This window comes from Lentzea fradiae (assembly GCF_900100955.1).
Taxonomy (GTDB): Bacteria; Actinomycetota; Actinomycetes; order Mycobacteriales; family Pseudonocardiaceae; genus Lentzea; species Lentzea fradiae.
Genome location: NZ_FNCC01000022.1, coordinates 66,679 through 89,497, shown reverse-complemented (window position 1 = coordinate 89,497; position 22,819 = coordinate 66,679). Strand labels below are relative to the sequence as shown.

Annotated in this window: 26 protein-coding genes and 1 pseudogene; 21 read left to right on the top strand and 6 right to left on the bottom strand. The window is 69.4% G+C overall.

Going from position 1 to position 22,819, the window contains the following annotated elements:
* Window positions 1-95, top strand: a pseudogene (locus BLT23_RS40370) (Fpg/Nei family DNA glycosylase); the annotation flags it as partial.
* On the opposite strand, the gene BLT23_RS37235 reads toward BLT23_RS40370, so the two are convergent.
* The 3 genes from BLT23_RS37235 to BLT23_RS37225 are packed head-to-tail and all read right to left on the bottom strand — an operon-like array spanning window position 88 to window position 2,769.
* Window positions 88-669, bottom strand: a complete 582-nt coding sequence (locus BLT23_RS37235) for a LutC/YkgG family protein (protein ID WP_090059577.1) — start codon at window positions 667-669, stop codon at window positions 88-90. The pseudogene BLT23_RS40370 and the gene BLT23_RS37235 overlap by 8 nt on opposite strands.
* Entirely contained in the window at window positions 662-2,080 is a 1,419-nt protein-coding gene (locus BLT23_RS37230; protein ID WP_090059575.1) for a LutB/LldF family L-lactate oxidation iron-sulfur protein, read from the bottom strand. The genes BLT23_RS37235 and BLT23_RS37230 overlap by 8 nt, the downstream gene beginning before the upstream one ends.
* A complete protein-coding gene (locus tag BLT23_RS37225) occupies window positions 2,062-2,769 on the bottom strand; it encodes a (Fe-S)-binding protein (RefSeq protein WP_090059573.1) in 708 nt (235 codons plus the stop codon). The genes BLT23_RS37230 and BLT23_RS37225 overlap by 19 nt, the downstream gene beginning before the upstream one ends.
* Window positions 2,770-2,880: 111 nt before the next feature.
* Between BLT23_RS37225 and BLT23_RS37220 the strand changes: the two genes are divergently transcribed.
* Window positions 2,881-4,143 carry a sensor histidine kinase gene (locus BLT23_RS37220; RefSeq protein ID WP_090059571.1) on the top strand — a complete coding sequence of 421 codons (1,263 nt, stop codon included), beginning with the start codon at window positions 2,881-2,883 and terminating at the stop codon, window positions 4,141-4,143.
* Between the two features lie 221 nt (window positions 4,144-4,364).
* Here the strand turns inward: BLT23_RS37220 and BLT23_RS41160 are convergent, their stop codons facing one another.
* Window positions 4,365-4,532 (bottom strand): hypothetical protein, encoded by a 168-nt coding sequence (locus tag BLT23_RS41160; protein ID WP_176947104.1) that lies wholly within the window; start codon window positions 4,530-4,532, stop codon window positions 4,365-4,367.
* Between the two features lie 114 nt (window positions 4,533-4,646).
* Between BLT23_RS41160 and BLT23_RS37215 the strand changes: the two genes are divergently transcribed.
* From BLT23_RS37215 to BLT23_RS37165, 11 genes are all read left to right on the top strand, one after another.
* Window positions 4,647-5,507 carry a S49 family peptidase gene (locus tag BLT23_RS37215; RefSeq protein WP_090059568.1) on the top strand — a complete coding sequence of 287 codons (861 nt, stop codon included), beginning with the start codon at window positions 4,647-4,649 and terminating at the stop codon, window positions 5,505-5,507.
* A 63-nt stretch (window positions 5,508-5,570) separates the two neighbouring features.
* Window positions 5,571-6,452: a LytR/AlgR family response regulator transcription factor gene (locus BLT23_RS37210; protein ID WP_090059566.1), complete on the top strand. Its 882-nt coding sequence runs from the start codon at window positions 5,571-5,573 to the stop codon at window positions 6,450-6,452.
* Window positions 6,449-6,877, top strand: coding sequence for a hypothetical protein (locus BLT23_RS37205; protein ID WP_090059564.1), 429 nt, complete (start codon window positions 6,449-6,451; stop codon window positions 6,875-6,877). The genes BLT23_RS37210 and BLT23_RS37205 overlap by 4 nt, the downstream gene beginning before the upstream one ends.
* 1 nt (window position 6,878) lies before the next feature.
* A complete protein-coding gene (locus tag BLT23_RS37200; protein ID WP_090059561.1) occupies window positions 6,879-8,678 on the top strand; it encodes a sodium/solute symporter in 1,800 nt (599 codons plus the stop codon).
* Between the two features lie 256 nt (window positions 8,679-8,934).
* Entirely contained in the window at window positions 8,935-9,285 is a 351-nt protein-coding gene (locus BLT23_RS37195; RefSeq protein WP_090059558.1) for a DUF485 domain-containing protein, read from the top strand.
* Window positions 9,282-10,874: a solute symporter family protein gene (locus tag BLT23_RS37190; RefSeq protein WP_090059556.1), complete on the top strand. Its 1,593-nt coding sequence runs from the start codon at window positions 9,282-9,284 to the stop codon at window positions 10,872-10,874. Before BLT23_RS37195 ends, BLT23_RS37190 begins: the two co-directional genes overlap by 4 nt.
* 216 nt (window positions 10,875-11,090) lie before the next feature.
* A complete protein-coding gene (locus BLT23_RS37185) occupies window positions 11,091-11,429 on the top strand; it encodes a rhodanese-like domain-containing protein (protein WP_425434451.1) in 339 nt (112 codons plus the stop codon).
* 2 nt (window positions 11,430-11,431) lie between these two features.
* Window positions 11,432-12,337 carry a DUF4328 domain-containing protein gene (locus BLT23_RS37180; RefSeq protein WP_245744562.1) on the top strand — a complete coding sequence of 302 codons (906 nt, stop codon included), beginning with the start codon at window positions 11,432-11,434 and terminating at the stop codon, window positions 12,335-12,337.
* Between the two features lie 77 nt (window positions 12,338-12,414).
* The gene (locus tag BLT23_RS37175) at window positions 12,415-13,233 is read left to right on the top strand and encodes a helix-turn-helix domain-containing protein (RefSeq protein ID WP_090059554.1); all 819 of its coding nucleotides are present in this window, start codon (window positions 12,415-12,417) and stop codon (window positions 13,231-13,233) included.
* Window positions 13,230-13,433 (top strand): DUF397 domain-containing protein, encoded by a 204-nt coding sequence (locus BLT23_RS37170; protein WP_425434450.1) that lies wholly within the window; start codon window positions 13,230-13,232, stop codon window positions 13,431-13,433. Before BLT23_RS37175 ends, BLT23_RS37170 begins: the two co-directional genes overlap by 4 nt.
* A 24-nt stretch (window positions 13,434-13,457) precedes the next feature.
* The gene (locus BLT23_RS37165; protein WP_090059551.1) at window positions 13,458-14,465 is read left to right on the top strand and encodes a glycerophosphodiester phosphodiesterase; all 1,008 of its coding nucleotides are present in this window, start codon (window positions 13,458-13,460) and stop codon (window positions 14,463-14,465) included.
* On the opposite strand, the gene BLT23_RS37160 is transcribed toward BLT23_RS37165, so the two are convergent.
* Complete coding sequence (locus BLT23_RS37160; RefSeq protein ID WP_090059549.1) at window positions 14,462-15,646, bottom strand: cytochrome P450; 1,185 nt, start codon at window positions 15,644-15,646, stop codon at window positions 14,462-14,464. The genes BLT23_RS37165 and BLT23_RS37160 overlap by 4 nt on opposite strands.
* A 148-nt stretch (window positions 15,647-15,794) precedes the next feature.
* On the opposite strand from BLT23_RS37160, the gene BLT23_RS37155 reads away from it, so the two are divergent.
* The 8 genes from BLT23_RS37155 (at window position 15,795) to BLT23_RS37120 (ending at window position 22,054) form a co-directional block, all read left to right on the top strand.
* A complete protein-coding gene (locus BLT23_RS37155) occupies window positions 15,795-16,535 on the top strand; it encodes a glycerophosphodiester phosphodiesterase (RefSeq protein ID WP_090059546.1) in 741 nt (246 codons plus the stop codon).
* A 27-nt stretch (window positions 16,536-16,562) separates the two neighbouring features.
* Entirely contained in the window at window positions 16,563-17,498 is a 936-nt protein-coding gene (locus BLT23_RS37150; RefSeq protein WP_090059543.1) for a DUF5926 family protein, read from the top strand.
* Between the two features lie 99 nt (window positions 17,499-17,597).
* Window positions 17,598-17,936, top strand: coding sequence for a DUF952 domain-containing protein (locus tag BLT23_RS37145; RefSeq protein ID WP_090059540.1), 339 nt, complete (start codon window positions 17,598-17,600; stop codon window positions 17,934-17,936).
* Between the two features lie 86 nt (window positions 17,937-18,022).
* Window positions 18,023-18,547, top strand: a complete 525-nt coding sequence (locus BLT23_RS37140) for a SigE family RNA polymerase sigma factor (protein ID WP_281248953.1) — start codon at window positions 18,023-18,025, stop codon at window positions 18,545-18,547.
* A gap of 3 nt (window positions 18,548-18,550) precedes the next feature.
* The gene (locus tag BLT23_RS37135; protein WP_090059537.1) at window positions 18,551-19,342 is read left to right on the top strand and encodes a hypothetical protein; all 792 of its coding nucleotides are present in this window, start codon (window positions 18,551-18,553) and stop codon (window positions 19,340-19,342) included.
* Between the two features lie 483 nt (window positions 19,343-19,825).
* Window positions 19,826-20,410 carry a hypothetical protein gene (locus BLT23_RS37130; RefSeq protein WP_090059535.1) on the top strand — a complete coding sequence of 195 codons (585 nt, stop codon included), beginning with the start codon at window positions 19,826-19,828 and terminating at the stop codon, window positions 20,408-20,410.
* 103 nt (window positions 20,411-20,513) lie between these two features.
* Window positions 20,514-20,921, top strand: a complete 408-nt coding sequence (locus BLT23_RS37125; RefSeq protein WP_090059532.1) for a YciI family protein — start codon at window positions 20,514-20,516, stop codon at window positions 20,919-20,921.
* Window positions 20,921-22,054 (top strand): RNA polymerase sigma factor, encoded by a 1,134-nt coding sequence (locus BLT23_RS37120; protein ID WP_090059598.1) that lies wholly within the window; start codon window positions 20,921-20,923, stop codon window positions 22,052-22,054. The genes BLT23_RS37125 and BLT23_RS37120 overlap by 1 nt, the downstream gene beginning before the upstream one ends.
* 67 nt (window positions 22,055-22,121) lie before the next feature.
* Here BLT23_RS37120 and BLT23_RS37115 read toward each other — a convergent pair whose 3' ends face one another.
* Window positions 22,122-22,682, bottom strand: coding sequence for a ferritin (locus BLT23_RS37115; RefSeq protein WP_090059530.1), 561 nt, complete (start codon window positions 22,680-22,682; stop codon window positions 22,122-22,124).
* Between the last annotated feature and the right edge of the window lie 137 nt (window positions 22,683-22,819).

Here is a 22,819-nt window from a genome sequence, read left to right as displayed (position 1 = left end):
TGTCGTTCGCGGACAAGGCGTTCCAGTACTGCCCGACGTGCCAGACGGGCGGCAAGCCGCTGGCCGACCGCAGGCTGTCCCGCCTGCTCAAGTGACGATCAGGACCTCCAGGGTGCGGGGGCCGTGGACGCCCTCCACCCGGTTCAGCTCGATGTCGCTCGTCGCCGAGGGCCCGCTGACGAACGTCAGCGGGCGCGTCGGTTCCGGCGGGTTTGCCGCGTCTGGAACCGACGCGGCGATCTGGTCCGCCCGCACGACGCACACGTGGTGGTCCGGCAGCAGCGTCAACGCCCGGCGCCCCTGCGCCACCCCGCCGTCCAGCACGATCGTGCCGGTGTCGGCGATCGCCACCGCGCACCCGGTCAGCACGCCGTCCGACCCGTCCAGCTCCTCGATCGACAACGGCTCGCGCAACCACGTCACGCCGTCCACGAGCCACTCGTCCGGCACGTCCGACGGCGCCACGATCCTCTTGCCGCGCAACGACTTCAGCGCCTCGGGCACGTCCGTCACGGTCCGCACGACCGCGCGGTAGTCGGCGACCCGTTCCGCGAACAGCTCGACACCGCCGGAGCCTTCGCGGTGGTAACCGCGGACGACGGGAGCGGCGGCCGGGACCCGAGCGCCGCGGATGCGGGCCAGGATCTCTTCCTTGGCACTGCTAGCCACGGTTCTTCCTCCACCAGGCGCGGAACGACTCGGACGGCGGCGCGGGAACGTCACGGGAGGACGTCCACTTCGAGCCCGGCCACGGCAACGACGTGATCCGGCCGTCCCTGGCCAGGAAACGGGCCAGGGAACCGGCTTTCTGCGCCTTCTCGTACCGCGAGGCCGAGGCGAACATCCACGCCGCCGCTGCCATCGCGACGGACTCGGCCGTGCGGCCCTTGGCTTCCACGGCTTCGGCACGCAGGTGCGTGAGCACGGACGGGATGTCGATGCGCACCGGGCACACCTCGAAACACGCGCCGCACAGGGAAGAGGCGAACGGCAGCGACGCCGCCTGCGGGTCGTGCATGTCGCCGACCAGTTGCGGCGTCAGGATCGCGCCGATCGGGCCGGGGTAGACCGAGCCGTACGACTGGCCGCCGGTGCGTTCGTAGACCGGGCACACGTTGAGGCACGCCGAGCAGCGGATGCAGCGCAACGCCTGCCGTCCGACGGAGTCCGCGAGGGTCGCCGTGCGGCCGTTGTCGATCAGCACCAGGTGGAACTTCTGCGGGCCGTCGCCGGGCGTCACGCCGGTCCACACGCTGGTGTACGGGTTCATCCGCTCCGCCGTCGACGAGCGCGGCAGCAGCTGGAGGAAGACCTCCAGGTCCTGCCACGTCGGCACGAGCTTCTCGATGCCCATCACGGTGATCAGCGTGTCCGGCAGCGTCAGGCACATCCGGCCGTTGCCCTCGGACTCCAGCACGACGATCGACCCGGTGTCGGCGACGGCGAAGTTCGCGCCGGAGATCGCGACCTTGGTGGTCAGGAACTTCTGCCGCAGGTAGACCCTGGCGGCCTCGGCGAGGTCGGCGGGCTCGTCGGAGACCTCGACGCCCATGCGGCGCCGGAAGATCTCGCGGATCTCCGAGCGGTTGCGGTGGATCGCGGGCACCAGGATGTGCGACGGCCGGTCGTCGCCGAGCTGCACGATCAGCTCGGCCAGGTCCGTCTCGACGGCGTGCACGCCACCGGCTTCGAGCGCCTCGTTCAGCCCGATCTCGGCCGTGGCCATCGACTTGACCTTGACGACCTCCGTCGCGTTCTCCTCCCGGCACAGGCCGAGCACGATCCGGTTGGCCTCCTCGGCGTCACGTGCCCAGTGGACGACGCCGCCGCGGGCCGTGACCGACTCCTCCAGCCGCACCAGCAGGGTGTCGAGGCGGGACAGGACGTCGTCCTTGATCTGCTCGCCGGCCACCCGCAGCTGTTCCCAGTCGGTCATCTCGCCGACCGCGGCTGCCCGGCGGCCGCGGATGGTCCCGGTGGCCTTGCGCAGGTTCTGGCGCAGCTGCGTGTCCGCCAGCGCCTTGTGCGCCGCCTGCGGGAACGTCGGGCTGCCCAGCCACGTCACGGGGTTGCGCGCCACGGGTCCTCCTCCGTCGAAGCCAGGATCTCCGCCAGGTGCACCGGCCGGACGCCCGCGCGCAGCCGCGAGAGACCGCCGCCGATGTGCATGAGGCAGGAGTTGTCGCCGGCGCACAGGACTTCCGCGCCGGTGGAGAGCACGGACGTCATCTTGTCCGCGAGCATCGCCGTCGACGTCTCGGCGTTCTTCACCGCGAACGTGCCGCCGAAACCGCAGCAGTGCGAGGCGTCCGGCAGTTCCACCAGATCAAGCGCCTTCACGGCCCTGAGCAGCGCCAGCGGTTTGTCGCCGACGCCGAGCATGCGCAGCGAGTGGCACGTGGGGTGGTAGGTGACGCGATGCGGGAACCACGCGCCGACATCGGTCACGCCCAGCACGTCCACGAGGAACTCGGCGAGCTCGAACGTGCGCGGTGGAGACTCACCCAAAGTGGGGTGAATCTCCCGCACCATGCCCGCGCATGACCCGGATGGAGCAACCACGTGGTCGTAGTCGCGGAAGACGTCGGTGTACTTGCGGGCCAACGGCTTCGCGTGCTCCCGGTAGCCGGTGTTGAAGTGCATCTGGCCGCAGCACGTCTGGCCGAGCGGGAACTCCACCGAACAGCCGAGCCTCTCCAGCAGCCGCACCACCGCACGCGCCGTCGAGGGGAAGAACGTGTCGGTCAGGCAGGTCGCGAACAGCGCCACTCTCACCCGCTCACCCTCCCGCCGAAGTCATCGGATGTCTACTCGGAGCAGTGGACCGTACGGGGGTACGCGGGACGCGCCCCTTGCTAACGGGGTCCTCGACGGCAGAGCATGTGCCGTGTGGGCGACCTGTTGACCGAGCGCGCCGTGCTCGGTGTCATCGCGACCCTGGCCGTTCTCGGCCTCTTCGTGATGCTGTGCCGCGCTCGACGAGTCAGCACCTCCGTCGAGGATGCTGTGATGGACATGCTCGACCGGATGTCCAAGGCGTCGAGCGACCTCCGCGCGGGTCTGACCCAGGAAGCCGCCGACAAGGCGACACCGCACCTGCGGGAGATGCTGCGCTGCGTCGCGGTCGCGATCACCGACGAGGAGGGCACCGTCCTGTCGTGGGACGGCGGTGCGAACGACCACTACGAGTACCTCCGCGACACCGTCGCCAGGGCCATCAACAACTGCCACAAGGAGCACGTCGACCACCGCAAGCTCGGCTGCGAGCTGCAGGGCCCGTGCTCCCTGCACAGCGTTGTCGTCGTTCCGCTGGTTGTCGAGGGCGAGGTGGCGGGCACGCTGATCGTCGTCTCCGGCGTCGCGTCGAAGCGCCAGATCCGGATGGCGGAGGAGACCGCCCGCTTCGTCTCGACCCAGCTGGAGCTGGAGGTCGTGCAGAAGCAGCGCCAGGCGCTCGCCCAGGCCGAGGTGAAGGCGCTGCGCGCACAGATCTCGCCGCACTTCGTCTACAACGCGCTGAACACCATCTCGTCGCTGATCCGCACGGACCCCGCGCACGCCCGTGAGCTGTTGCAGGAGTTCGCGGAGTTCACGCGGTTCTCGTTCCGCACGGACGGCCTTTTCACGACGCTGGCCGACGAGCTGACGAACATCCACCGCTACCTGACCATCGAGCAGGCCCGGTACGGCTCGCGGCTGAACGTCCGCCTGCGCATCGCACCCGAGGTGCTCCAGGTCGTGCTGCCTTTCCTGGTGCTGCAACCGCTGGTGGAGAACGCGGTCCGGCACGGCCTGGCGAAAAAGCCCGGCGGCGGCATGCTCACCATCACCGCCGAGGACAACGGCAACGAGGCGCTGATCAGCGTCGAGGACGACGGCGTCGGCATGGACCCGGAACGGCTCGACGACATCAAGGACGCCCACCAGACCGGCGCGCACGTCGGCATCGGCAACATCAACGACCGGATGCGGACGGTCTTCGGCGCGGAGTACGCGCTCGTCGTCGAGACGGCGCCGAACGCGGGCACCAAGGTGATCCTCAACGTGCCGAAGTTCGCCAGGAACGTGCTGCCCAACCTGAACATCGGCTCCCACCTCAACGACGAGCCGATGACGAACGAGCAGCCCGCGATCCGCGCCTGACCTGGTGCGGAAGTTGCGTCCGCAACCAAGCTCAACCCGGCCCGTCCCGCTGCCGATTGTGGAGTTGACCAAGGACCGCCGGCGTGTGCGCGAAAGCCAGCCGGCCTCGAGTTAGGGCATCGTCACAGTGCAGGAACAACAAGCACCCGAACGCGTCCGCGTCTGCATCAAGTGCACCGCGAAGGGCTACTCCAGCTGCAAGTGCTGAGAGAGTCCGCTGGTCAGCGGGCCGCGACCGCCAGGGTCGTGATCAGCACGACGGCGCACACGCTCCAGCTGACCCACATCCAGTAGATGTTCATCGGCGTGGGCCCGGCGGCGTTCTGCCGGCCCCGGTCGTCCCACCACTCGACATAGCGTTCGAGCCAGCGGATCGGGTTGAACGTCACACCCGATGCTAACCCGCCCTCTTGTGTTTTACGTCACGCAGGGGCCCCGCGTTCCCTGGAAGGAAACGCGGGGCTCCCGCGTTCCTTCCCGGAAACGCACGTACTGTCGAGTGCATGAGCGTCACGGACAAGATCGCGGCCCGTCTTCCGAGGGTCATGGACCGGGGCGAGCGGCCGCCGGTCGTCGCCGCGGTGCGGTTGCACGGGGTCATCACCCCGCAGTCCTCGCCGGTCGCCCGCAACACGATCAGCCTCCAGAACGTCGAGTCCGCCATCAACAGGGCGTTCGACAACGAGCGGCTGATCGCCGTGGCGCTGCTCATCAACTCGCCCGGCGGCGCGCCGACGCAGAGCGCCCTCATCGCCGAGCGCATCCGCGAACTCGCCACCAAGAAGCACGTGCCGGTGCTCGCGTTCTGCGAGGACGTCGCCGCGTCCGGCGGCTACTGGCTCGCCTGCGCCGGTGACGAGATCTACGCGCACGGCACCTCCCTCGTGGGGTCCATCGGTGTCGTGAGCGCCGGGTTCGGCCTCAACGGCCTGCTGGACAAGGCGGGCGTCGAACGCCGCGTCTACACGGCGGGGGAGAACAAGGTGCGGCTCGACCCGTTCCAGGCCGAGAAGCCCGAGGACGTCGAGTGGCTCAAGGGCCTGCACGCCGACCTGCACGAGCAGTTCAAGCAGTGGGTCGTGGAACGCCGCGGCGCCAAGCTCCAGGAGGGCGCCGACCTCTTCAGCGGCGAGGTGTGGACCGGCGCCAAGGCCGTGGAGCTCGGGCTGGTGGACGGGATCGGCACGATCCGCAGCGTCCTCGCGAAGCGGTTCCCCAACGCCGAGCTGACGATCGCCGAGCCGCGCAAGCCGCTGCTCGCCAAGCTCGGCCTCGCCGGGGCGTCCACCCGATCGGGCGATCTCGTGGCCCAGGTGCTCGCGAGCGTCGAGGAACGTGCGCGCTGGTCCCGATTCGGGCTGTGAGCATCAGTTCGGTTTCACCGGGCGTGTCGCGAGCTACCCCGGCGTAGACATGACCGCACATTGATGGGCAAGATGCCCGACACAGTGAGTACCCCAGAAAGAGTCCAGCCGGACAGCGCCGGTCTCCTCGTCCTCGCAGTCGATGACGAGGCTCCCGGGCTGAGCGAGATCAAGTTCCTGCTGGAGAGCAGCCCCCACATCCGGCGCGTCCTCACGGCGTTCGACGCCGCCGAGGCACTGCGCATCCTGAGGGGCGACTACGAGCAGGAGGTCATGGCGAGGACCAAGGCCGGTCTCCCGCCGGTCGACGCGGTCTTCGCGGACATCAACATGCCCGGCCTGTCCGGCATGGATCTCGCACGGGTGCTCAGCGCGTTCCGCTACCCGCCCGCGCTCGTCTTCGTGACGGGCGTCGAGGAGCGGGACGCGCTCGTGACGGCGTTCGACGTCGGCGCGCTCGACTTCATCAACAAGCCGATCAACGAGGAACGCGTCCTCAAGGCGATCGGCAGGGTCGCGGACCGGGTGGGCCGCACGGCCGCGCCGCAGGCAGCCGTCCCCACCGGCACCGCGCAGGCGGCGGAACCCGCCGACGACGAGGTCATCCCCGTCGAGCTCGGCGGCACGATCAAGCTCGTGCCGCGCGCGTCCGTCCGGTACGTGGAGGCGCAGGGCGACTACGCCCGCCTGCACACCCAGGACGGCAGCCACCTCGTGCGCATCCCGCTCGCCCAGCTGGAGGAGCGGTGGGCCAACGCGGGGTTCGTGCGCATCCACCGCTCGTACCTGGTGGCGCTGCCGCTGGTGAGCGAGCTGCGGATGACGGCGAACGGCTACGCGGTCGTAATCGGCACCGGTGAGGGTGCCAAGGAGCTGCCGGTCAGCCGCCGGCACACCAAGGAGCTCAAGGAACGGATCGTGCGACCGCCGAAGAGCGGCTGGTGAGCAGGCACGACGCGGGAAAGCCGGAGCAGCCGCCCCGCGAGGCGTGGCTGGGCGAGCAAGCCCGCAAGCCGCGCAGGCGCAGGGTCGTGCTCGCCGACTCCACGAAGGCGCGCGGCCGGGCGTTACGCACGATCATCGAGCTGGAGGAGCAGACCAGCGTCGGCGAGAAGCTGGTCCGCGACCTCATCCGGCAGCAGCTCAAGTCCGCGTTCGGGATGGCGTTCGCCGTCCTGATCGGGATGTGCCTGCTGCCGCTCGCGTTCTACCTGTTCCCGCAGATCGGGGACCTGGAGGTCCTCGGCATCCCCGTCCCCTGGCTCGTGCTCGGCATCGCGCCCTTCCCGATCCTCTACGGCGTCGGCTGGGTGTTCCGCCGGCAGGCCGAAAGGCACGAGCGCGACTTCGTGAACATGGTCGACCGTTGACGTGAACGCCACCATCTGGAGCCTCAGCGCCATCGTCGCCGTTGCGGCCGTCACGTTCCTCCTCGGGTACGTCGGGTCCCGCAAGGCGAACACCACCCCGGACTTCCTCGTGGCGCGCAGGGCCATCCCCGCCACCCGCAACGCCGCCGCGATCTCCGGCGAGTACCTGTCCGCCGCGTCGTTCCTCAGCGTGGCGGGCCTCGTGCTCAAGGACGGCGTCGACGCGCTCTGGTACCCGGTCGGCTTCACGGCCGGCTACCTCGCGCTGCTGCTGTTCGTCGCGGCACCGCTGCGCAGGTCCGGCGCGTACACGCTGCCCGACTTCTCGGAGGCCCGGCTGGGATCGGTGCACGTGCGGCACGTCAGCACGTTCTTCGTGGTGTGCATCGGGTTGCTGTACCTGGTGCCGCAGCTCCAGTCGGCGGGCCTGACGCTCACGACGATCACCGGGCTGGACGCGTGGCTCGGCGGCCTGATCGTCACGGTGATCGTGGTGATCAACGTGCTCGGCGGCGGGATGCGCGCGATCACGCTGGTGCAGGCGTTCCAGTACTGGGGCAAGCTCTTCGCGATCGCCGCGCCGACGTTCGTGCTCTTCGTCGTGTTCCTCGCCTCGCCGGACCGCGGCACGCAGCCGATCAGCGACGACGGCGTGGTCAGGTTCCCGCAGGCCGAGAAGGTCACGGTGGCCGAGCAGCCGGTCAAGGTCCGCGTCGACGAGCCGCTGACGCTGCGGGTGCGCGGGACGATCGACGGCAGGGACGCGAACGGCCCGGTGTTCTGGGGCCGCGGCGTCTACGAGCTGAAGCCCGGCACGGTCATGGAGTTCACCGCGGGCAGCCCGGTGCCGGTGGTGGAGGGCTCGCCGACGACCAACCGCGACTGGACGCACCCGCAGACCGGCGGGCTGTCGGAGCTGATCGGGACGTACTCGCTGATCTTCGCGACGTTCCTCGGCACGATGGGCCTGCCGCACGTCCTCGTCCGCTTCTACACCAACCCGGACGGCAAGGCCGCCCGCCGCACCGCCCTGCACGTGCTCTACCTGCTCGGGCTCTTCTACCTCTTCCCGACGGTGCTGGGCGTGCTGTCCCGGCTGCACCTGCCGCAGCTGCTCGTCACCGGCAACACCGACGCGGCCGTGCTGATGCTGCCGGAGGCGATGGTGCCGAACCTGGGCGGCCAGATCCTCGGCGCGGTCGTCGCCGCCGGTGCGTTCGCGGCGTTCCTGTCGACCTCGTCCGGCCTCGTGGTGTCGGTCGCCGGGGTCGTCTCGACGGACATCATGCCGGGCAAGGTCCGTGACTTCCGGTGGGCGACCGTGTTCACCGGGCTCGTCGCCATCGCGCTCGCGTTCGTGCTGCCGCGGTCCAACGCGTCACTCACCGTGGCCATGTCGTTCGCGCTGGCCGCGTCCACGTTCTGCCCGCTGCTGGTCCTCGGGATCTGGTGGCGCGGCCTCACCTGGGTCGGCGCTGTCTGCGGGCTCGTCGTGGGCGGCGGCGTCGTCATCTCGGCTCAGGTCGTGAGCGTCGTCAGCACCTACACCGGCCGCTGGGCGCCCGCGTTCATCACGCAACCTGCGCTGATCACCGTTCCGCTCGCGTTCGCGACGATGATCGTCGTCAGCAAGGCCACCCGCCGGCGCGTGCCGCCGGACGTCAACCAGATCCTGCTGCGCCTGCACGCCCCGGACCCCCTCGGCTTCATCCGCGACCGCGACATCGCCCGGTTCGGAACCGCCGAGGAGAAGGCCCGGCTGGCCGACGGCAAGCGCAGTGGAGCCGATCGCACACGGTGAGTAGCTGCGTTTCAACCGGGTGAAAATGGTCACTCGAATCGGTGAACGGTGAATCTGGTCACGCTCAGTGCTGTTCGTCTACGCATACCGACCGTTCGTCGCATCACCTGACTGCTGGGCGCAACGTCCCCGACTGGGCCTTACCTGAGTGACTCAAGTCTCCATACGGTTCTCGACCAAGAACGGACCGCACCAGGAGGCATTACGTGCACGTCACGTTGCTGACACCTACGACGAGTACCGCGAGGAGGGGATCGTGAGCAGCGTTGATCACACCCCGTCTGGGTCGGCCCCGGACGCACAGAAGTGGGTCGATGTCCAAGCCAGCGATGACTTCGCCGAACTGAAGCGGCGACTGACCAAGTTCGTCTTCCCCGTGTCGGGCCTGTTCCTGGCGTGGTACCTGCTCTACGTGCTGCTCGCGGACTACGCGCACGACTTCATGTCCACCAAGGTCGTCGGCAACATCAACGTCGGGCTCATCTTCGGCCTGCTGCAGTTCGTGTCGACGTTCGTCATCACGACCCTCTACGTGCGGCACGCCAACAAGAACCTCGACCCGTTGGCGGAGAAGCTTCGCGGTGAGATCGAGGGAGACGGCAAGTGAACGAGTCCAGCCCGATCCTCAACATCAGCATCTTCGGTGTCTTCGTCCTGATCACGCTGTTCGTGGTCATCAGGGCGAGCCGCAACACCAAGACCGCCGCCGACTACCTCGCCGCCGGTCGTGCCTTCACCGGTCCGCAGAACGGCATCGCGATCGCCGGTGACTACCTGTCGGCCGCGTCGTTCCTCGGCATCGCGGGCGCCATCGCCCTCAACGGCTACGACGGCTTCCTCTACTCGATCGGCTTCCTGGTCGCGTGGCTCGTCGCGCTCCTGCTCGTCGCCGAGCTGCTGCGCAACACCGGCAAGTACACGATGGGCGACGTCCTGAGCTTCCGGATGCGCCAGCGTCCGGTCCGCGCGGCGGCGGCCACGTCCACGATGGCCGTGTCCTTCTTCTACCTGCTGGCCCAGATGGCCGGTGCCGGCGGTCTCGTCGCACTGCTGCTCGGCATCACCGGCACCGGTGGCCAGGCGCTGGTCATCGCCGTCGTCGGCGCCCTGATGATCGCCTACGTCCTCATCGGCGGCATGAAGGGCACCACCTGGGTGCAGATCATCAAGGCGGTCCTGCTGATCGCCGGTGCCGCCATCATGACCTTCTGGGTGCTCGGCAAGTACGGCTTCAACCTCTCGTCCCTGCTGGGCGCGGCCGTCGACGCCGCCCCGAAGGCGGGCGAGAAGCTGCTCGGCCCCGGCCTGCAGTACGGCAAGACCGGCACCAGCAAGCTCGACTTCCTCTCGCTGGCGCTCGCCCTCGTGCTCGGCACCGCGGGTCTGCCGCACATCCTGATGCGCTTCTACACCGTGCCCACGGCGAAGGAAGCCCGCCGCTCGGTCGTCTGGGCCATCTGGCTGATCGGCATCTTCTACCTGTTCACCCTGGTCCTGGGCTACGGCGCCGGTGCGCTCGTCGGTCCGGACGCGATCAACGCGGCACCCGGCAAGGCCAACTCGGCCGCCCCGCTGCTCGCGCTGGAACTGGGTGGCCCGATCCTGCTCGGCCTGATCGCGGCGGTCGCCTTCGCGACGATCCTCGCGGTGGTCGCCGGACTGACGATCACGGCGTCGGCGTCGTTCGCCCACGACATCTACGCCAACATCATCAAGAAGGGCCAGGAGGAGGACAAGGACTCCGAGGTCAAGGTCGCCCGCATCACGGCGATCGTCATCGGCCTCGTGTCCATCGGCGGTGGCATCATCGCCAACGGCCAGAACATCGCGTTCCTCGTGGCGCTGGCCTTCGCGGTCGCCGCCTCGGCCAACCTGCCGACGATCCTCTACTCGCTGTTCTGGAAGAGGTTCAACACCGCGGGCGCCCTGTGGAGCATCTACGGCGGTCTGATCGTGACGATCACCCTGATCATCCTGTCGCCCGCCGTCTCCGGCTCGCCGACGTCGATGTTCAAGAACGCCGACTTCGCGCTGTTCCCGCTGTCGAACCCGGGCATCGTCTCGATCCCCGTCGCGTTCCTGCTCGGCTACCTCGGCACGATCCTCTCGAAGGACAAGGCCGACGCCGTCAAGCAGGCCGAGATGGAGGTCCGCTCCCTCACCGGTGCGGGCGCCGAGAAGGCCACCGTCCACTAACGAACCGCTTGTCAGGAGAACGGGCCGTCCCTCGGGGCGGCCCGTTCTTCGTTCGTGCAACCCGGTGCGCGCCGGCCGCGTAAGGAACGTGAACGCGGCAGAGCTTGGGGACCGGGATTGCGACGGGACGAGGAGTTCTCGTTCCGCAGGGGTGGCCTGAGGGTGTCGTGCCGGAGGTTCACGCAGGTGCAACCTCCGGCATGGCACCATCTGGGGGTGACTGTTCCCAGCGTGGAGATCGCCGACGTGCCCGCCGAGCTGCCGCAGGACGCCGTCCTGCTGGACGTGCGCGAGCAGGACGAGTGGGACGCGGGCCATGCCCCCGGCGCTCTGCACATCCCGATGAGCGAGATCAGCGCACGCCTCGGCGAGGTGCCGAACGACGTGCAGCTCTACGTCGTGTGCCGCGCGGGCGGCCGTTCCGCCCGCGTGACCCAGTACCTCAACGCGAACGGCTGGGAGGCCGTCAACGTCGAGGGCGGCATGCAGCACTGGGACGCCGCCGGCCGCCCGCTCGAAGGCGGCACCGACGGCCGCGAGCCCGAGGTCATCTGACCGTGCAGCCGCTGCAGCCGATGCGCGTGGACTGGGTGGCGACCCCGCCACCCGGTGCGTACCCGCAGCCGTCGCCCCGGTCGCAGCGGCTGCGCTACGGCGGCCCCCCGAACTACCCGGTCCCGCCCCGCTGGGGCTTCCCGCTGCTCGCCTGGCGCTGGCCGACCGCCGTCCCCGGCACCGTCGAGCAGGCCGACTCGGTCGACGGCGTCCGCCGCCTCGGCAAGACCGCGCAGAACGCCCTCTGGCTGCTCGGCATCGTGGCCGTCTGGGCCGCGCTGTCCGAGGTCTGGCGCTACGTGCTCGTCGCGATGAGCCGCTTCGGCGCCCTCTCGGCAGGCGTGGTCAACACCTCCGACGCGTTCGTCGTGTCCGCCTCGGCGATCACCATCACCGGCTGCGTGCTCTCGCTGGTCCTCGTGCTCCTGTGGGTGCACAGGGCGAGGAACGTCGCCGCCCCCATCGTCGGCTACGGCCCGTCCCGCTCGGACCGCGACGCCCTCATCGGCCTGTTCGTCCCCGGCGTCAACCTCGTCGTCCCCGGCTCGGTCCTGGCCGAGCTGGAACACGCCGTAGCCCGCCGCCCGGCCACCGAACGCCCCACCCCGTCGAAGCTCCTGCGCTGGTGGTGGGGCCTGTGGGCGGCCTCGGCGGTGCTGTTCGTCGTCCAGGTCCTCTGGTCGTTCCGCGACAGCACCCAGGCACTCGCCGACGGCATCCTGCTGCACGCGTTCAGCGACTTCGTCCTCGCCGCACTGGCGATCGTCACGGCCCTGGTCGTCCGCCGCATCACCACCCTGCTGCTGCCTGTGGACGCCGCCTCGGTCCGGCTGATGCGCGTAGTCGAGGTCAAGGACGCCCCGGAGCCGCCGCTGCGCGCCGTCCGCTCGTCCGGCTCGCCCCGGTAGGGGTCGGCGCGGTAGCTCGTTGGAGTGATCTTTCGCGAAATTCTCACTTCGAGGATTTCCACCGTGATCATCGACGCATGCGCAAGCGCCACCCGCCCTTCCGTCGCCGCAAACTGGCCAAGAAGCTGCGGAAACTGCGCCTGCGCGCCCGGATGAGCATCCAGGAGGCGGCCAAGGCGCTCGACAAGGACGTCCAGGCCCTCTACCGCATCGAGGCGGGGGAGACCCGCGTCGACGTGCACTTCGGCTGCTCGGTCATGGACGTCTACGACGCCTATGACCCGGCGCTGCTGGACGAGATCCGCGAGGCCGCCAAGCGCGGGTGGTGGACCCCTTACGGGATCAAGGACCAGGGATACCTGGACGTGGAAACCGAGGCCGCGTCCGTCCGCGAGTTCGCGCTGGCGCTGATCCCCGGGCTGCTCCAGACCACCGACTACATGCGCGCGGTGTTCGCCACGCACGGGCTCGTCGACAACATCGAGAACCAGGTCCGGGTCCGGCAGATCCGGCAAGAGCGGTTGACCAGCCAGGTCGACCCGCTTTCCCTCCACGTGGTCATCGACGAGTACGCGTTGTGGCGGCTGGTCGGCAACCCGGAGATCATGCGCGACCAGCTTCGCCACCTCGTCGAGATGGCCGCCCTCCCCACAGTGACGCTCCAGGTCATCACCTCGGCGCTGCACGTCGGCATGATGGGCACGTTCGTCGTTCTGGGCTTCCCCGACCCCGATGACCCGGAGGTCTTCTACCTGGAACACGTCACCGGTGGCTCCCTCCACATCGAGGACCCGGAACAGGTTCGTGCGGCTAACCTGGCTTTCGACCGACTGGCGGCGGAAGCCCTCAGCCCCGAGGAGTCGGTCGCGCTGATCGAGCGGATCCTCGTCGAGTGAAAGTGGTGTCCACTGTGGACTTCTCCGGGGTGGAGTGGCGGAAGAGCAGCCGAAGCGGTGGTGGGAACAACGGCAGCTGCGTCGAGGTGGCGTTCGCAGGTGGGGCCGTAGGTGTGCGTGACTCCAAGAACCCCGAAGCCGGCACCCTCCTGTTCGCCGCCGTTCAGTGGGAGTTCTTCCTGAGGTCCTTCCGGCCCTGACGGGCGGGTGCCAGGTTGGGTGACATGTGGACACTCATCGGGGCACTGGTGATCGCGCTGGTCACACCGGGCGCGGCCCACGCGCACAGGACGTTCGACCTCCAGGCGCACCGCGGCGGCATCGGCCTGACGGTCGAGAGCACGCTCAAGGCGTTCGGCAAGGCTCTCGACCTCGGTGTCACGACGCTGGAGCTGGACCTCCAGATCACCAGGGACGGGCGCGAGGTCATCACGCACGACCGGAAGACGAACCCCGAGAAGTGCCTCGACACGGCGCCCGCGTTCCCCGGCGACCCGGCTTTCCCGTACGCGGGGAAGTACGTGAAGGACCTGACGTTCGCGCAGGTCAGGACGCTCGACTGCGGCAGCACGCGGTGGTCGCGGTACCCGGACCAGGAGCTGTCGCCAGGCGCGCGGATGCCGACGCTGGCGGAGCTGTTCGCCCTGGTCCGTGCGCGGAAGGCCGACGAGGTCCGGTTCAACGTCGAGACGAAGGTCGAGGCCGCCGCGCCGCACGAGACCGCGCCGCGTGAGCAGTTCGTGCAGCGGGCAGTGGGGGAGATCCGGCGGTCCGGGTTCCTGCGCAACGTGACGATCCAGTCGTTCGACTGGGGCACGTTGATGCGTGTCGGACAACTGGAACCGCGCATTCCGCTGGTGGCGTTGACGCAGCCGGAGATGCTGCGGCCCGGCTCGCCGTGGACCGGTGGGCTCGACCTCGCCGACTTCGGTGGCAGCGTGGCGACAGCGGTGAAGTCGTTCGGCGCCAAGGCGTTGTCGCCGGTGCACGGCAACCCGCAGGACGGTGTGGTCGGCGATCCGGGCTACGTGCCGTTCACGACGAAGGAGCTCGTCCGGGACGCGCATCGGCACGGGCTGAAGGTGGTCCCGTGGACCGTCAACGACCCGGCGACCATGCACAAGCTCATCGACGACGGCGTGGACGGGCTCATCACCGACTACCCGGACCGGCTTCGCGAGGTCATGCGGGAGCGCGGGCTCAAGCTGCCTCAGCGGTATCCGGCGCGTTAGCCGTCGGCGAGCGGCAGGGAGTGCAGGCCGCGGATCACGAACTCCGCCCGCCGCTGCGGCTCCTCCGCCAGCACGGCGCCGGGGAGCTTGCGGTGCAGGGCGGACAGGGCCGCCTCCACCTCGATGCGGGCCAGCGGCGCGCCCAGGCAGTAGTGGATGCCCATGCCGAAGCCGAGGTGCTGGTTCTTCTCCCTGCCCACGTCCAGGACGTCCGGGTTCTCGAAGACCAGCGGGTCGCGGGCGGCGGCGCCGAGCAGGGCGGCGATCTTCTCGCCGGGCTCGACGACGTGGCCCGCGATCTCCACTCGTTCGGTGGCGGTGCGTTCGAAGAGCTGCAACGGCGAGTCGAAGCGGATGAGCTCCTCGACGGCCGTGGGCATCAGCTCGGGGGAGAGACGCTCCCACTGCGAACGGTGCTTCATGAGGGCGTAGACGCCGTTGCCGATCACGTTGACCGTGGCTTCGTGGCCCGCCATCAGCAGGAGGACGGCCGTGGCGACCAGTTCGTCCTCGGTGAGCTTGGCGCCGTCGGTGTCCGTCACGGCGACGAGGTCGGACACGAGGTCCGCGCCGGGGGTGGTGCGGCGCAGCGCGATCAGGTCGCGCAGGTAGGCGACGAACTCGGTGGCGGCACGTTCGGCCGCGTCCCGCTGCTCCTCGGGGAGGCCGTACTCGTACATCTTCACGATGGCGTTCGACCACGGTTGCAGCAGGTGGCGGTCCTCGCCGGGGACACCGAGCAGCTCGGCGATCACCTGGACCGGCAGCGGGCCCGCGACGTGGGCGAGCAGGTCGGACTGCCCGGTGTCCCGGATCTCGGCGACCAGTTCGTCGACGAGGCGGTCGGCCAGGTCGGCGACCCACGGGCGCAGCCGTTCGACGTGGCCGCGGCCGAACGCGGCGGCGACCAGGCGGCGCAGGCGGGTGTGCGTGGGCGGCTCGTTCTCCAGCAGCGAGTTGCGGTGCAGGAGGTTGAACGCCGCGAACTGCTCGACCGGCTTCACGTCCGACCAGATCCGGCCGAGCGACCGGTGCCGCAGGACGGCGGAGCAGGCGGCGTGCGACACGGCGACGGCGACGCCAAGCTGCTCGTGCCGGTGCACCTCGCCCGCCTCCCGGAGGGTGGCGAAGACGGGGTACGGGTCGGCGATGAAGGCGGGGTCGCGCTGGTCGAACGTCACAAGGCGGGACGGTAGGTCGCGATCCGCGTTTCGTCCACGTGAATTTGATTGATGACTCAAATTGTTGCGGAACGCACGCGGGGCGCTTTCGTACTGCGTGACAGTACGAAAGGGCCCCGCGTGCGAGGCGCGAACTAAAGTTCGGGGTGTGGAGCTACCTTCCGTCGTCGCGCACCGTGGCGCGTCCACCGACCGTCCCGAGCACACCATCGGTGCCTACGAGCTCGCGCTGAGTGAAAGTGCGGACGGGCTGGAGTGCGACGTCCGGCTGTCCCGCGACGGGCAGCTCGTGTGCGTGCACGACCGCACGCTGTCCCGCACGTCCAACGGCCGCGGCACGGTGAGCACGCTGTCGCTGGAGCAGCTGAAGCAGTTCGACTACGGCAGCTGGCACCGCCACGGCCAGGCAGCGGGGCTGCTCGTGCTCGACGAGCTGCTGGACCTGGTCAAGGGCAAGAACGTGCAGCTGTTCGTCGAGACCAAGCACCCGGTCCGGTACCGCAACGAGGTCGAACGCAAGCTCGCCGAGGCGTTGAAGAGGCACGCCCTCGACGCCCAGATCGTCATGATGTCGTTCTCCCCGACGGCCGTGCGGGTGTTCCGCGAGCTGGTTCCCGACGTCCGCACAGTGCTGCTGCTCGACCGGCTCGGGCGGTACCGCGCGGGCGCGCTGCCGGAGTTCGCCGACTACACCGGGCCCGGCGTCCACCTGCTGCGCAGGGACCCCGGCTACGTCGACCGGGCCAGGCGCGCGGGCCACGAGACGTACGTGTGGACGGTGGACCGGCCCGAGGACGTCGCGCTGTGCCGTGACCTGGGGGTCCGCTTCCTCGCGACGAACGCCCCGGCGAACACCCGCCGCCTGCTGACGGCTAACTTGGCGACCTGACAAGACCGGACACGAGGAGGGGCCGAGGTGGCCAAGCGGACCGCGGTCAAGGACGCACCGAAGGACGGGATCAACCCGAAGCAGCCCTGCCCGTGCGGCTCCGGCAAGCGCTACAAGGCGTGCCACGGGGCGCCGGGCGGCGCCACCGACGTGATCGTGTCCCGGCCGTTCGAGGGCCTGGCCGCGGAGTGCGAGCTGATCGCGCTGCGCGAGTTCGTGCCGTCGGCGGTCGCGAAGCTGCCGGTCAAGGACGGCCGCGAGGTCACGCTCGCCACCGTGCTGCCGATGGCCGCCGCCGGTCTGATCCGCGGCGACGGCGTGCCGTTCGTCGGCCTGCAGGTGCAGACGCGCTCCGGCGACATCAGCCGCGACCTGGCGCGGGCGCTGCAGTGGGCGCAGCGGGCGGAGACCGGTGACGTGCTCCCGGTCGTAGGCCCCGACAACGGCGAGAACCCCGGCCGGTTGCAGGACCTGCTCGACCCCGAGGCCGAGATCGTGCCCGAGCTGCACTCCGACTTCATCTGGTGGATGCCGGAGGGCACCGAGCCCACGGGCGACGTGGCGCTGTCGCTGGAGCGCGCGAACGCGGCGATCCTGCCGACCGAGCGCGTCGACGCCCCCGGCGTGAAGGCCGCGTACTGGGTCGACGCCGGCGACAAGGCGCACCTGCGCTGGGTCCGCCCGGAGCCGGAGGAGAAGCTGCTGCCCGCGATGGCCCGCCTGGCCGCCCGCGGTGAGCTGGACCTGGGTGAGGGCTCCCGCTACGCCGGGTCGTTCCGCGCGCACGGCCTGCTGGTGCCGGTGTGGGACCTCGACCGCGAGATGCACGCCCGCGAGTGGGCCGACCCGGCCGAGGCGCTGGGCAAGCGCCTGCTGGAGGCCCTGGCCTCCGACGAGCCGCTGACCGACGCCGAGCGCCGGGCCCGCGACGGCCTCCGCGGCCGCCAGATCACGCTGCGCTGAACGCGGGGGCCCCACGTTCCCCCGGAGGAAACGTGGGGCCCCCGCGTTCCCGTCGAGGCAACTCTGTCCACAGGGTTGTCCACAGGGAGCTGTGGATAAGTGCTGCTGCACATCATCACCACGGCCGGGTGGGCCTCCGCGCGGTCGGCCGGCGTGATCTCGCCGGCGCCGGGCGAGGAGTTCGTGCACTGCTCCGACCGGGGCGTCGTGCACGTGACGGCCGGGAAGTTCTTCCACGGGCAGAGCGGACTGCTGCTGCTCGTCATCGACACCGCCCTGCTCGGCGTGCCGGTCCGGTGGGAGGCCGTGACGGACTCGCCGCTGTGGTTCCCGCACGTCTACGGACCGATCCCGGTCGAGGCGGTCACCGAGATCCACGACTTCCCCTGCCTCCCGGACGGTTCGTTCGTCCTGCCTCCGGCCGTTGCCGTTTTGTGATTGAGTAAGGCAACCGTCACGCGCTGTCAGGCGTGAAGTCCTCGGAGCCGGTAGGAGCTCCGGGGAGGGGGCGTGCCGTGACGGCGGTGCTGCAGCTGGGATTGACCGCCGAACGCGGTGGGGGAAGAGCGGAAGCCGTGGGGGACTTCGCCGAGTTCGTGCGCATCTCCATGCCCGGACTCCTGCGGTACGGGCACGCCCTGACGGGCAACCCGCACGACGCGGCGGACCTCGTCCAGTCGGTGCTGGAGAAGGTCGGCTCGCGCTGGGCGTCCGTGCTGCGCAAGGGGGACGACCCGCTCGCGTACGTCCGCAGGGCGATGGCCAACACCCACATCAGCGTCTGGCGGCGCCGCCGCCGCGAGAACCTCGTGGCGGACTTCCCCGACACCGGCGCCGTGGCGCCCGAACTGTCCAGGCTCGACAACGAACCTCTCTGGCAGGCGCTGCGCGACCTCCCGCCGCGGCAACGCGCGGTCATCGTGCTGCGCTACTACGAGAACCTCTCCGAAGCCGAGATCGCGAAGGCGCTCGGCATCTCGTGCGGGACCGTCAAGAGCCAGAGCAGCAAGGCGATGGCGTCTCTGCGGACACGCCTGGGAAAGGACTGACCGGTGGACGACATCGACGACGAGCTGCGCAAGCTCTTCAACGACGACCGGCTGGACGTCCACGTCACGCCGGACGCCACCAGTTCCGTGGTCCGCGGGGCCCAGCGCCGCCGACGCCGCCGCGCCGCCGCGACCGGCACGTTCGCCGTGGTGGCCGTGATCGGCGCCGGGATCGGGCTGACCCAGCTGCGTCCCCTGGCCCTCGACTCGGCGGACGACCTGCTGCCGACGTCCTCGTCGACCGCCTCGACGACCCCGCCCCCTCCGTCGGTCAGCACCTACACCCAGACGGTGACGGTGACGGTCGACCCGCCGGTGGGCGGCGTGCCGAACACCGCGCAGAACGGCACCACGGCGCCCAACACGACCAAGTCGTCCAGCACCTCCACGACCAAGGAGAGCGCGCCGGGCGTCTTCGGCAGGCTGGCGCTCGGCATGTCGGAGGAGGACGCGCTCAAGACCGGGTCGCTCGGCACCGCGGGCACCCCCACCGAGGCGGGGTGCAAGCCGTACTCGTCGGTGTCGAACGCCGACCCGTCGACCGTCCTCATCTCCTCCGCCAAGGGGATTGTCCGGATCAAGCTCCCGGACACCGCGAGGACGTCGAAGAACATCGGCACCGGCTCGAAGGTCACCGACCTGAAGAACGCTTATCCGAGCGCCGCGGTGAACGGCTCCGAGCTCGTCGTGCAGATGACGGCGACACCGGCGTGGGTGTACGTGTTCGAGAACGACGGGACCGCGGTCACGTCCGTGCGGATGCGCCTGGCGGACAACGACTGCCCGGGCGCCTGACCGACTGATCTTGTCGAGGACCCCGCCGCTCCTGGGGGTGCGGCGGGGTCCTCGGCATTCCTTTTTCAGGACCATTTTCGAGTTCGGCGACCGTGACTTCTCCGTTATCGCGAAACTGGCAACCACGCTGTTCGGATGGCGTCTTACTGGTGTCTCGAAAACGCACCGGGGTTGAGATGAAGAAGTCGATCACAATTGCTGCGATGGCCGTGCTCGGCATCGCGGGGGTGCACCGGCACACCGCCGCAGAACACCGACGACCCGCGAAAAGGGTATCGGCGCGACCCTGTGGGCCGTCCGGGCCGCCCACCCGAACCTCGTCGGGAAGCACTTCCCCGGCAGGTATCGCGCCGCCGCGAGCGGCAAACCGAACTCGCATTTCAACCACGAACTCCAAGATGATGTGGTCACCTGCGCGAGCATTTTGCTGAACGAGCAGGACTGCGTCGAATAAACCAGAAAGAATTCCGGGGGGAACTCGAAATGAAGAACGCCGTCAAGGCCGCTCTCATCGCCGCACTGGCCGTGGCCGGGGCAGCTGCCTGCACGTCCGAGCCGACGCCGTCCGCCGCACCGGCCACGACGACCACGTCCACCACCACCGAACCCGCTCCGGCGCCGTCCACCTCGGTCGTCACCGAGGTCGTGACCGCGACCGTGACCAACCCGGCGAAGCAGCCGGCGCTGGTGAAGACCGACACCCGTGTCGGCTACGGCGCGCTCAAGCTCGGCATGACGCTGGAGGAGGCGAAGGCCACCGGCCTGGCCGGAACGGACCTCGTCACGCACGACGGCGTCTGCTGGGCCAACGAGCGGGTGTCCGTCTCCGAGCAGTACGGCGTCGTCAGGATCTCGCTCCCGGCCGGGGTGAGCACGTCGACCGGTATCGGCGTCGGCTCGACGGTCGACGACGTGAAGCGGGTCCACCCCGACGCCAGCGAGTACCGCGCCGGCCTCTCGGCGACGCTGGACGCGACGAGCCACTTCAACTTCATCATCAACTCGGGCCGCGTCGTCCACATCAAGATCGGCGCCAACACGGCCGACTGCGTGATGGCGGACCTGTGACCGGAGAAAAACCGTCGGCCGTGTCGAGAAGCCCGTGCCGGCTCCGTCCCGGTGGTGGAAGGTGACCACGACAGGTGGCGCCGGCAGAGGGAGGACACCGGAAATGGCCAAGTACCTGCTGCTCAAGCACTACCGCGGAGCCCCGGCGGCGGTGAACGACGTGCCGATGGACCAGTGGTCCCAGGACGAGATCACCGCCCACGTCAAGTACATGGGCGACTTCGCGGACCGGCTCAGGGAGAGCGGCGAGTTCGTCGACGAGAGGGCGCTCGCCCCGGAGGGCACGTGGGTCCGGTACGACGGTGAGGGCAGGCCGCCCGTCACCGACGGCCCGTTCGCGGAGACCAAGGACCTCATCGCCGGATGGATGATCATCGACGTCGACAGCTACGAGCGGGCGCTGGAGCTCGCGGCCGAGCTGTCGGCGGCGCCGGGCAAGGACGGGAAGCCGATCCACGAGTGGCTGGAGCTCCGCCCGTTCTACGGCCACCCGCCGACGATCACCGAATGATCGACGCGACGCTGCTCAGGAGCCTCACGCCGGGCGTGATCGGCGTTCTCGTCCGCCGCGGTGCCGACTTCGCGGCGGCCGAGGACGCCGTGCAGGACGCGCTGGTCGAAGCCGTCCGCGTGTGGCAGCGGGACCCGCCGCGCGACCCGAAGGGCTGGCTGGTCACCGCCGCGTGGCGCAAGTTCCTCGATGCCACGAGGGCCGACACCGCGCGCCGCAGGCGTGAGGACGCCGTCGACGCCGAACCGGAGCCGGGACAGGCGCGGGACACCGACGACACGTTGCAGCTCTACTTCCTGTGCGCGCACCCGTCGCTGACGCCGTCGTCCGCGGTGGCGCTCACGCTGCGCGCGGTCGGCGGGCTGACCACCCGCCAGATCGCGCAGGCGTACCTGGTGCCGGAGGCGACGATGGCCCAGCGGATCAGCCGGGCCAAGAAGACCGTGAGCACCGTGCGGTTCGACCAGCCCGGCGACGTCGCCACCGTGCTGAGGGTGCTCTACCTCGTGTTCAACGAGGGCTACTCCGGCGACGTCGACCTCGCCGCCGAGGCGATCCGGCTCACCCGCCAGCTCGTGGCCGTGATCGACCACCCCGAGGTGGCGGGGCTGCTCGCGCTGATGCTGCTGCACCACGCCCGGCGCGCGTCCAGGACGACGGGCGACGGCAAGCTCGTCCCGCTGGCCGAGCAGGACCGCGCGAAGTGGGACACGGCGATGATCGCCGAAGGCGTCGAGGTGTTGCAGGCGGCGCTCGCACGGGACCGGCTCGGCGAGTTCCAGGCACAGGCCGCCATCGCGGCGCTGCACGCGGACGCCCCCACCGCCGAGGAGACGGACTGGGTGCAGATCGTCGAGTGGTACGACGAACTGCTGGCCGTCACCGACAGCCCTGTGGTGCGCCTCAACCGGGCCGTCGCCGTGGGAGAGGCCGACGGCCCGCGAGCGGGCCTGAAAGCGTTGGCGGAACTGGACGAAACACTGCCCCGCTATTCGGCAGTCGCCGCCTACCTCCACGAGCGCGACGGCGACCGGCGAACGGCCGCCCGCCTCTACGCCGAGGCGGCGAAGAAAGCGTCGAACCTCGCCGAGCGGGAATATCTGACGCGTCAGGCGGCAAGGCTCAACAACTGAAAAGGCCCGCTTCCCGGTGAGGGAGGCGGGCCTTGTGATCAGGCACTCGGTCGTGCGAAGAAATCTTTCAGAGCGCGCCGCCCGCGGCGGGAGGAGCGCTGGAGTCGCCACCTTCGTCGCCCACGGTCTCCCGCGTCAGGAACGTCTCCACGTAGAACATGTTGCCTTCCGCGCGGTCCATGATCGTGAGCAGCGTCTTCATCGAGGAGACCTCCTCGACCTGCTCCTTCAGGAACCACTGCATGAACTGCTCGCCGATGTAGTCGCCGTCCTCGCGAGCGGCCTTGGCGAGCGCCACGATCTGGTCCGTGACCTGCTGCTCCTGGCGCAACGCCAGCGCGACGAGGTCACGCGGCTCCTTGAACTCGTTGATCGGCGACTCGGTACCCGGAATGGCGACGGGAACGTCGTTGTCCATCAGGAACTTGACGAGCATCATCGCGTGGTTGCGCTCTTCGAGGGCCTGCTTGTAGAAGTGCGACGCGAGGCGCGGCAGGTCTTCGTTGTCGAACCACACGGCGAGTGCGATGTACTGCTGCGAGGCGGAGAACTCGTTGCCCACCTGGGCCTGCAGCAGTTCGTGGAACTTGGACTTCTTGGACAGGATCTTCTTCACGTTCGAGGCCATGTGGAGTACGTTAGCCGAAAGTGGTGGGGAATGCATTCAAGGGGAAGCTAACCTTTGTTTGGAAAGGCGAACCAAAGCTAGGTTAGGCATTCCTCACCGGGGTGGGAATCGTGGCAGGGCCAGGGCGAGCCTCGGTC

Coding starts and splice junctions, on each gene's coding strand:
- BLT23_RS37220 (WP_090059571.1), top strand. CDS start 2,881: ATGTGCCGTGTGGGCGACCTGTTGACCGAGCGCGCCGTGCTCGGTGTC.
- BLT23_RS37215 (WP_090059568.1), top strand. CDS start 4,647: ATGAGCGTCACGGACAAGATCGCGGCCCGTCTTCCGAGGGTCATGGAC.
- BLT23_RS37210 (WP_090059566.1), top strand. CDS start 5,571: ATGGGCAAGATGCCCGACACAGTGAGTACCCCAGAAAGAGTCCAGCCG.
- BLT23_RS37175 (WP_090059554.1), top strand. CDS start 12,415: ATGCGCAAGCGCCACCCGCCCTTCCGTCGCCGCAAACTGGCCAAGAAG.
- BLT23_RS37165 (WP_090059551.1), top strand. CDS start 13,458: ATGTGGACACTCATCGGGGCACTGGTGATCGCGCTGGTCACACCGGGC.
- BLT23_RS37130 (WP_090059535.1), top strand. CDS start 19,826: ATGAAGAACGCCGTCAAGGCCGCTCTCATCGCCGCACTGGCCGTGGCC.
- BLT23_RS37125 (WP_090059532.1), top strand. CDS start 20,514: ATGGCCAAGTACCTGCTGCTCAAGCACTACCGCGGAGCCCCGGCGGCG.
- BLT23_RS37115 (WP_090059530.1), bottom strand. CDS start 22,682: ATGGCCTCGAACGTGAAGAAGATCCTGTCCAAGAAGTCCAAGTTCCAC.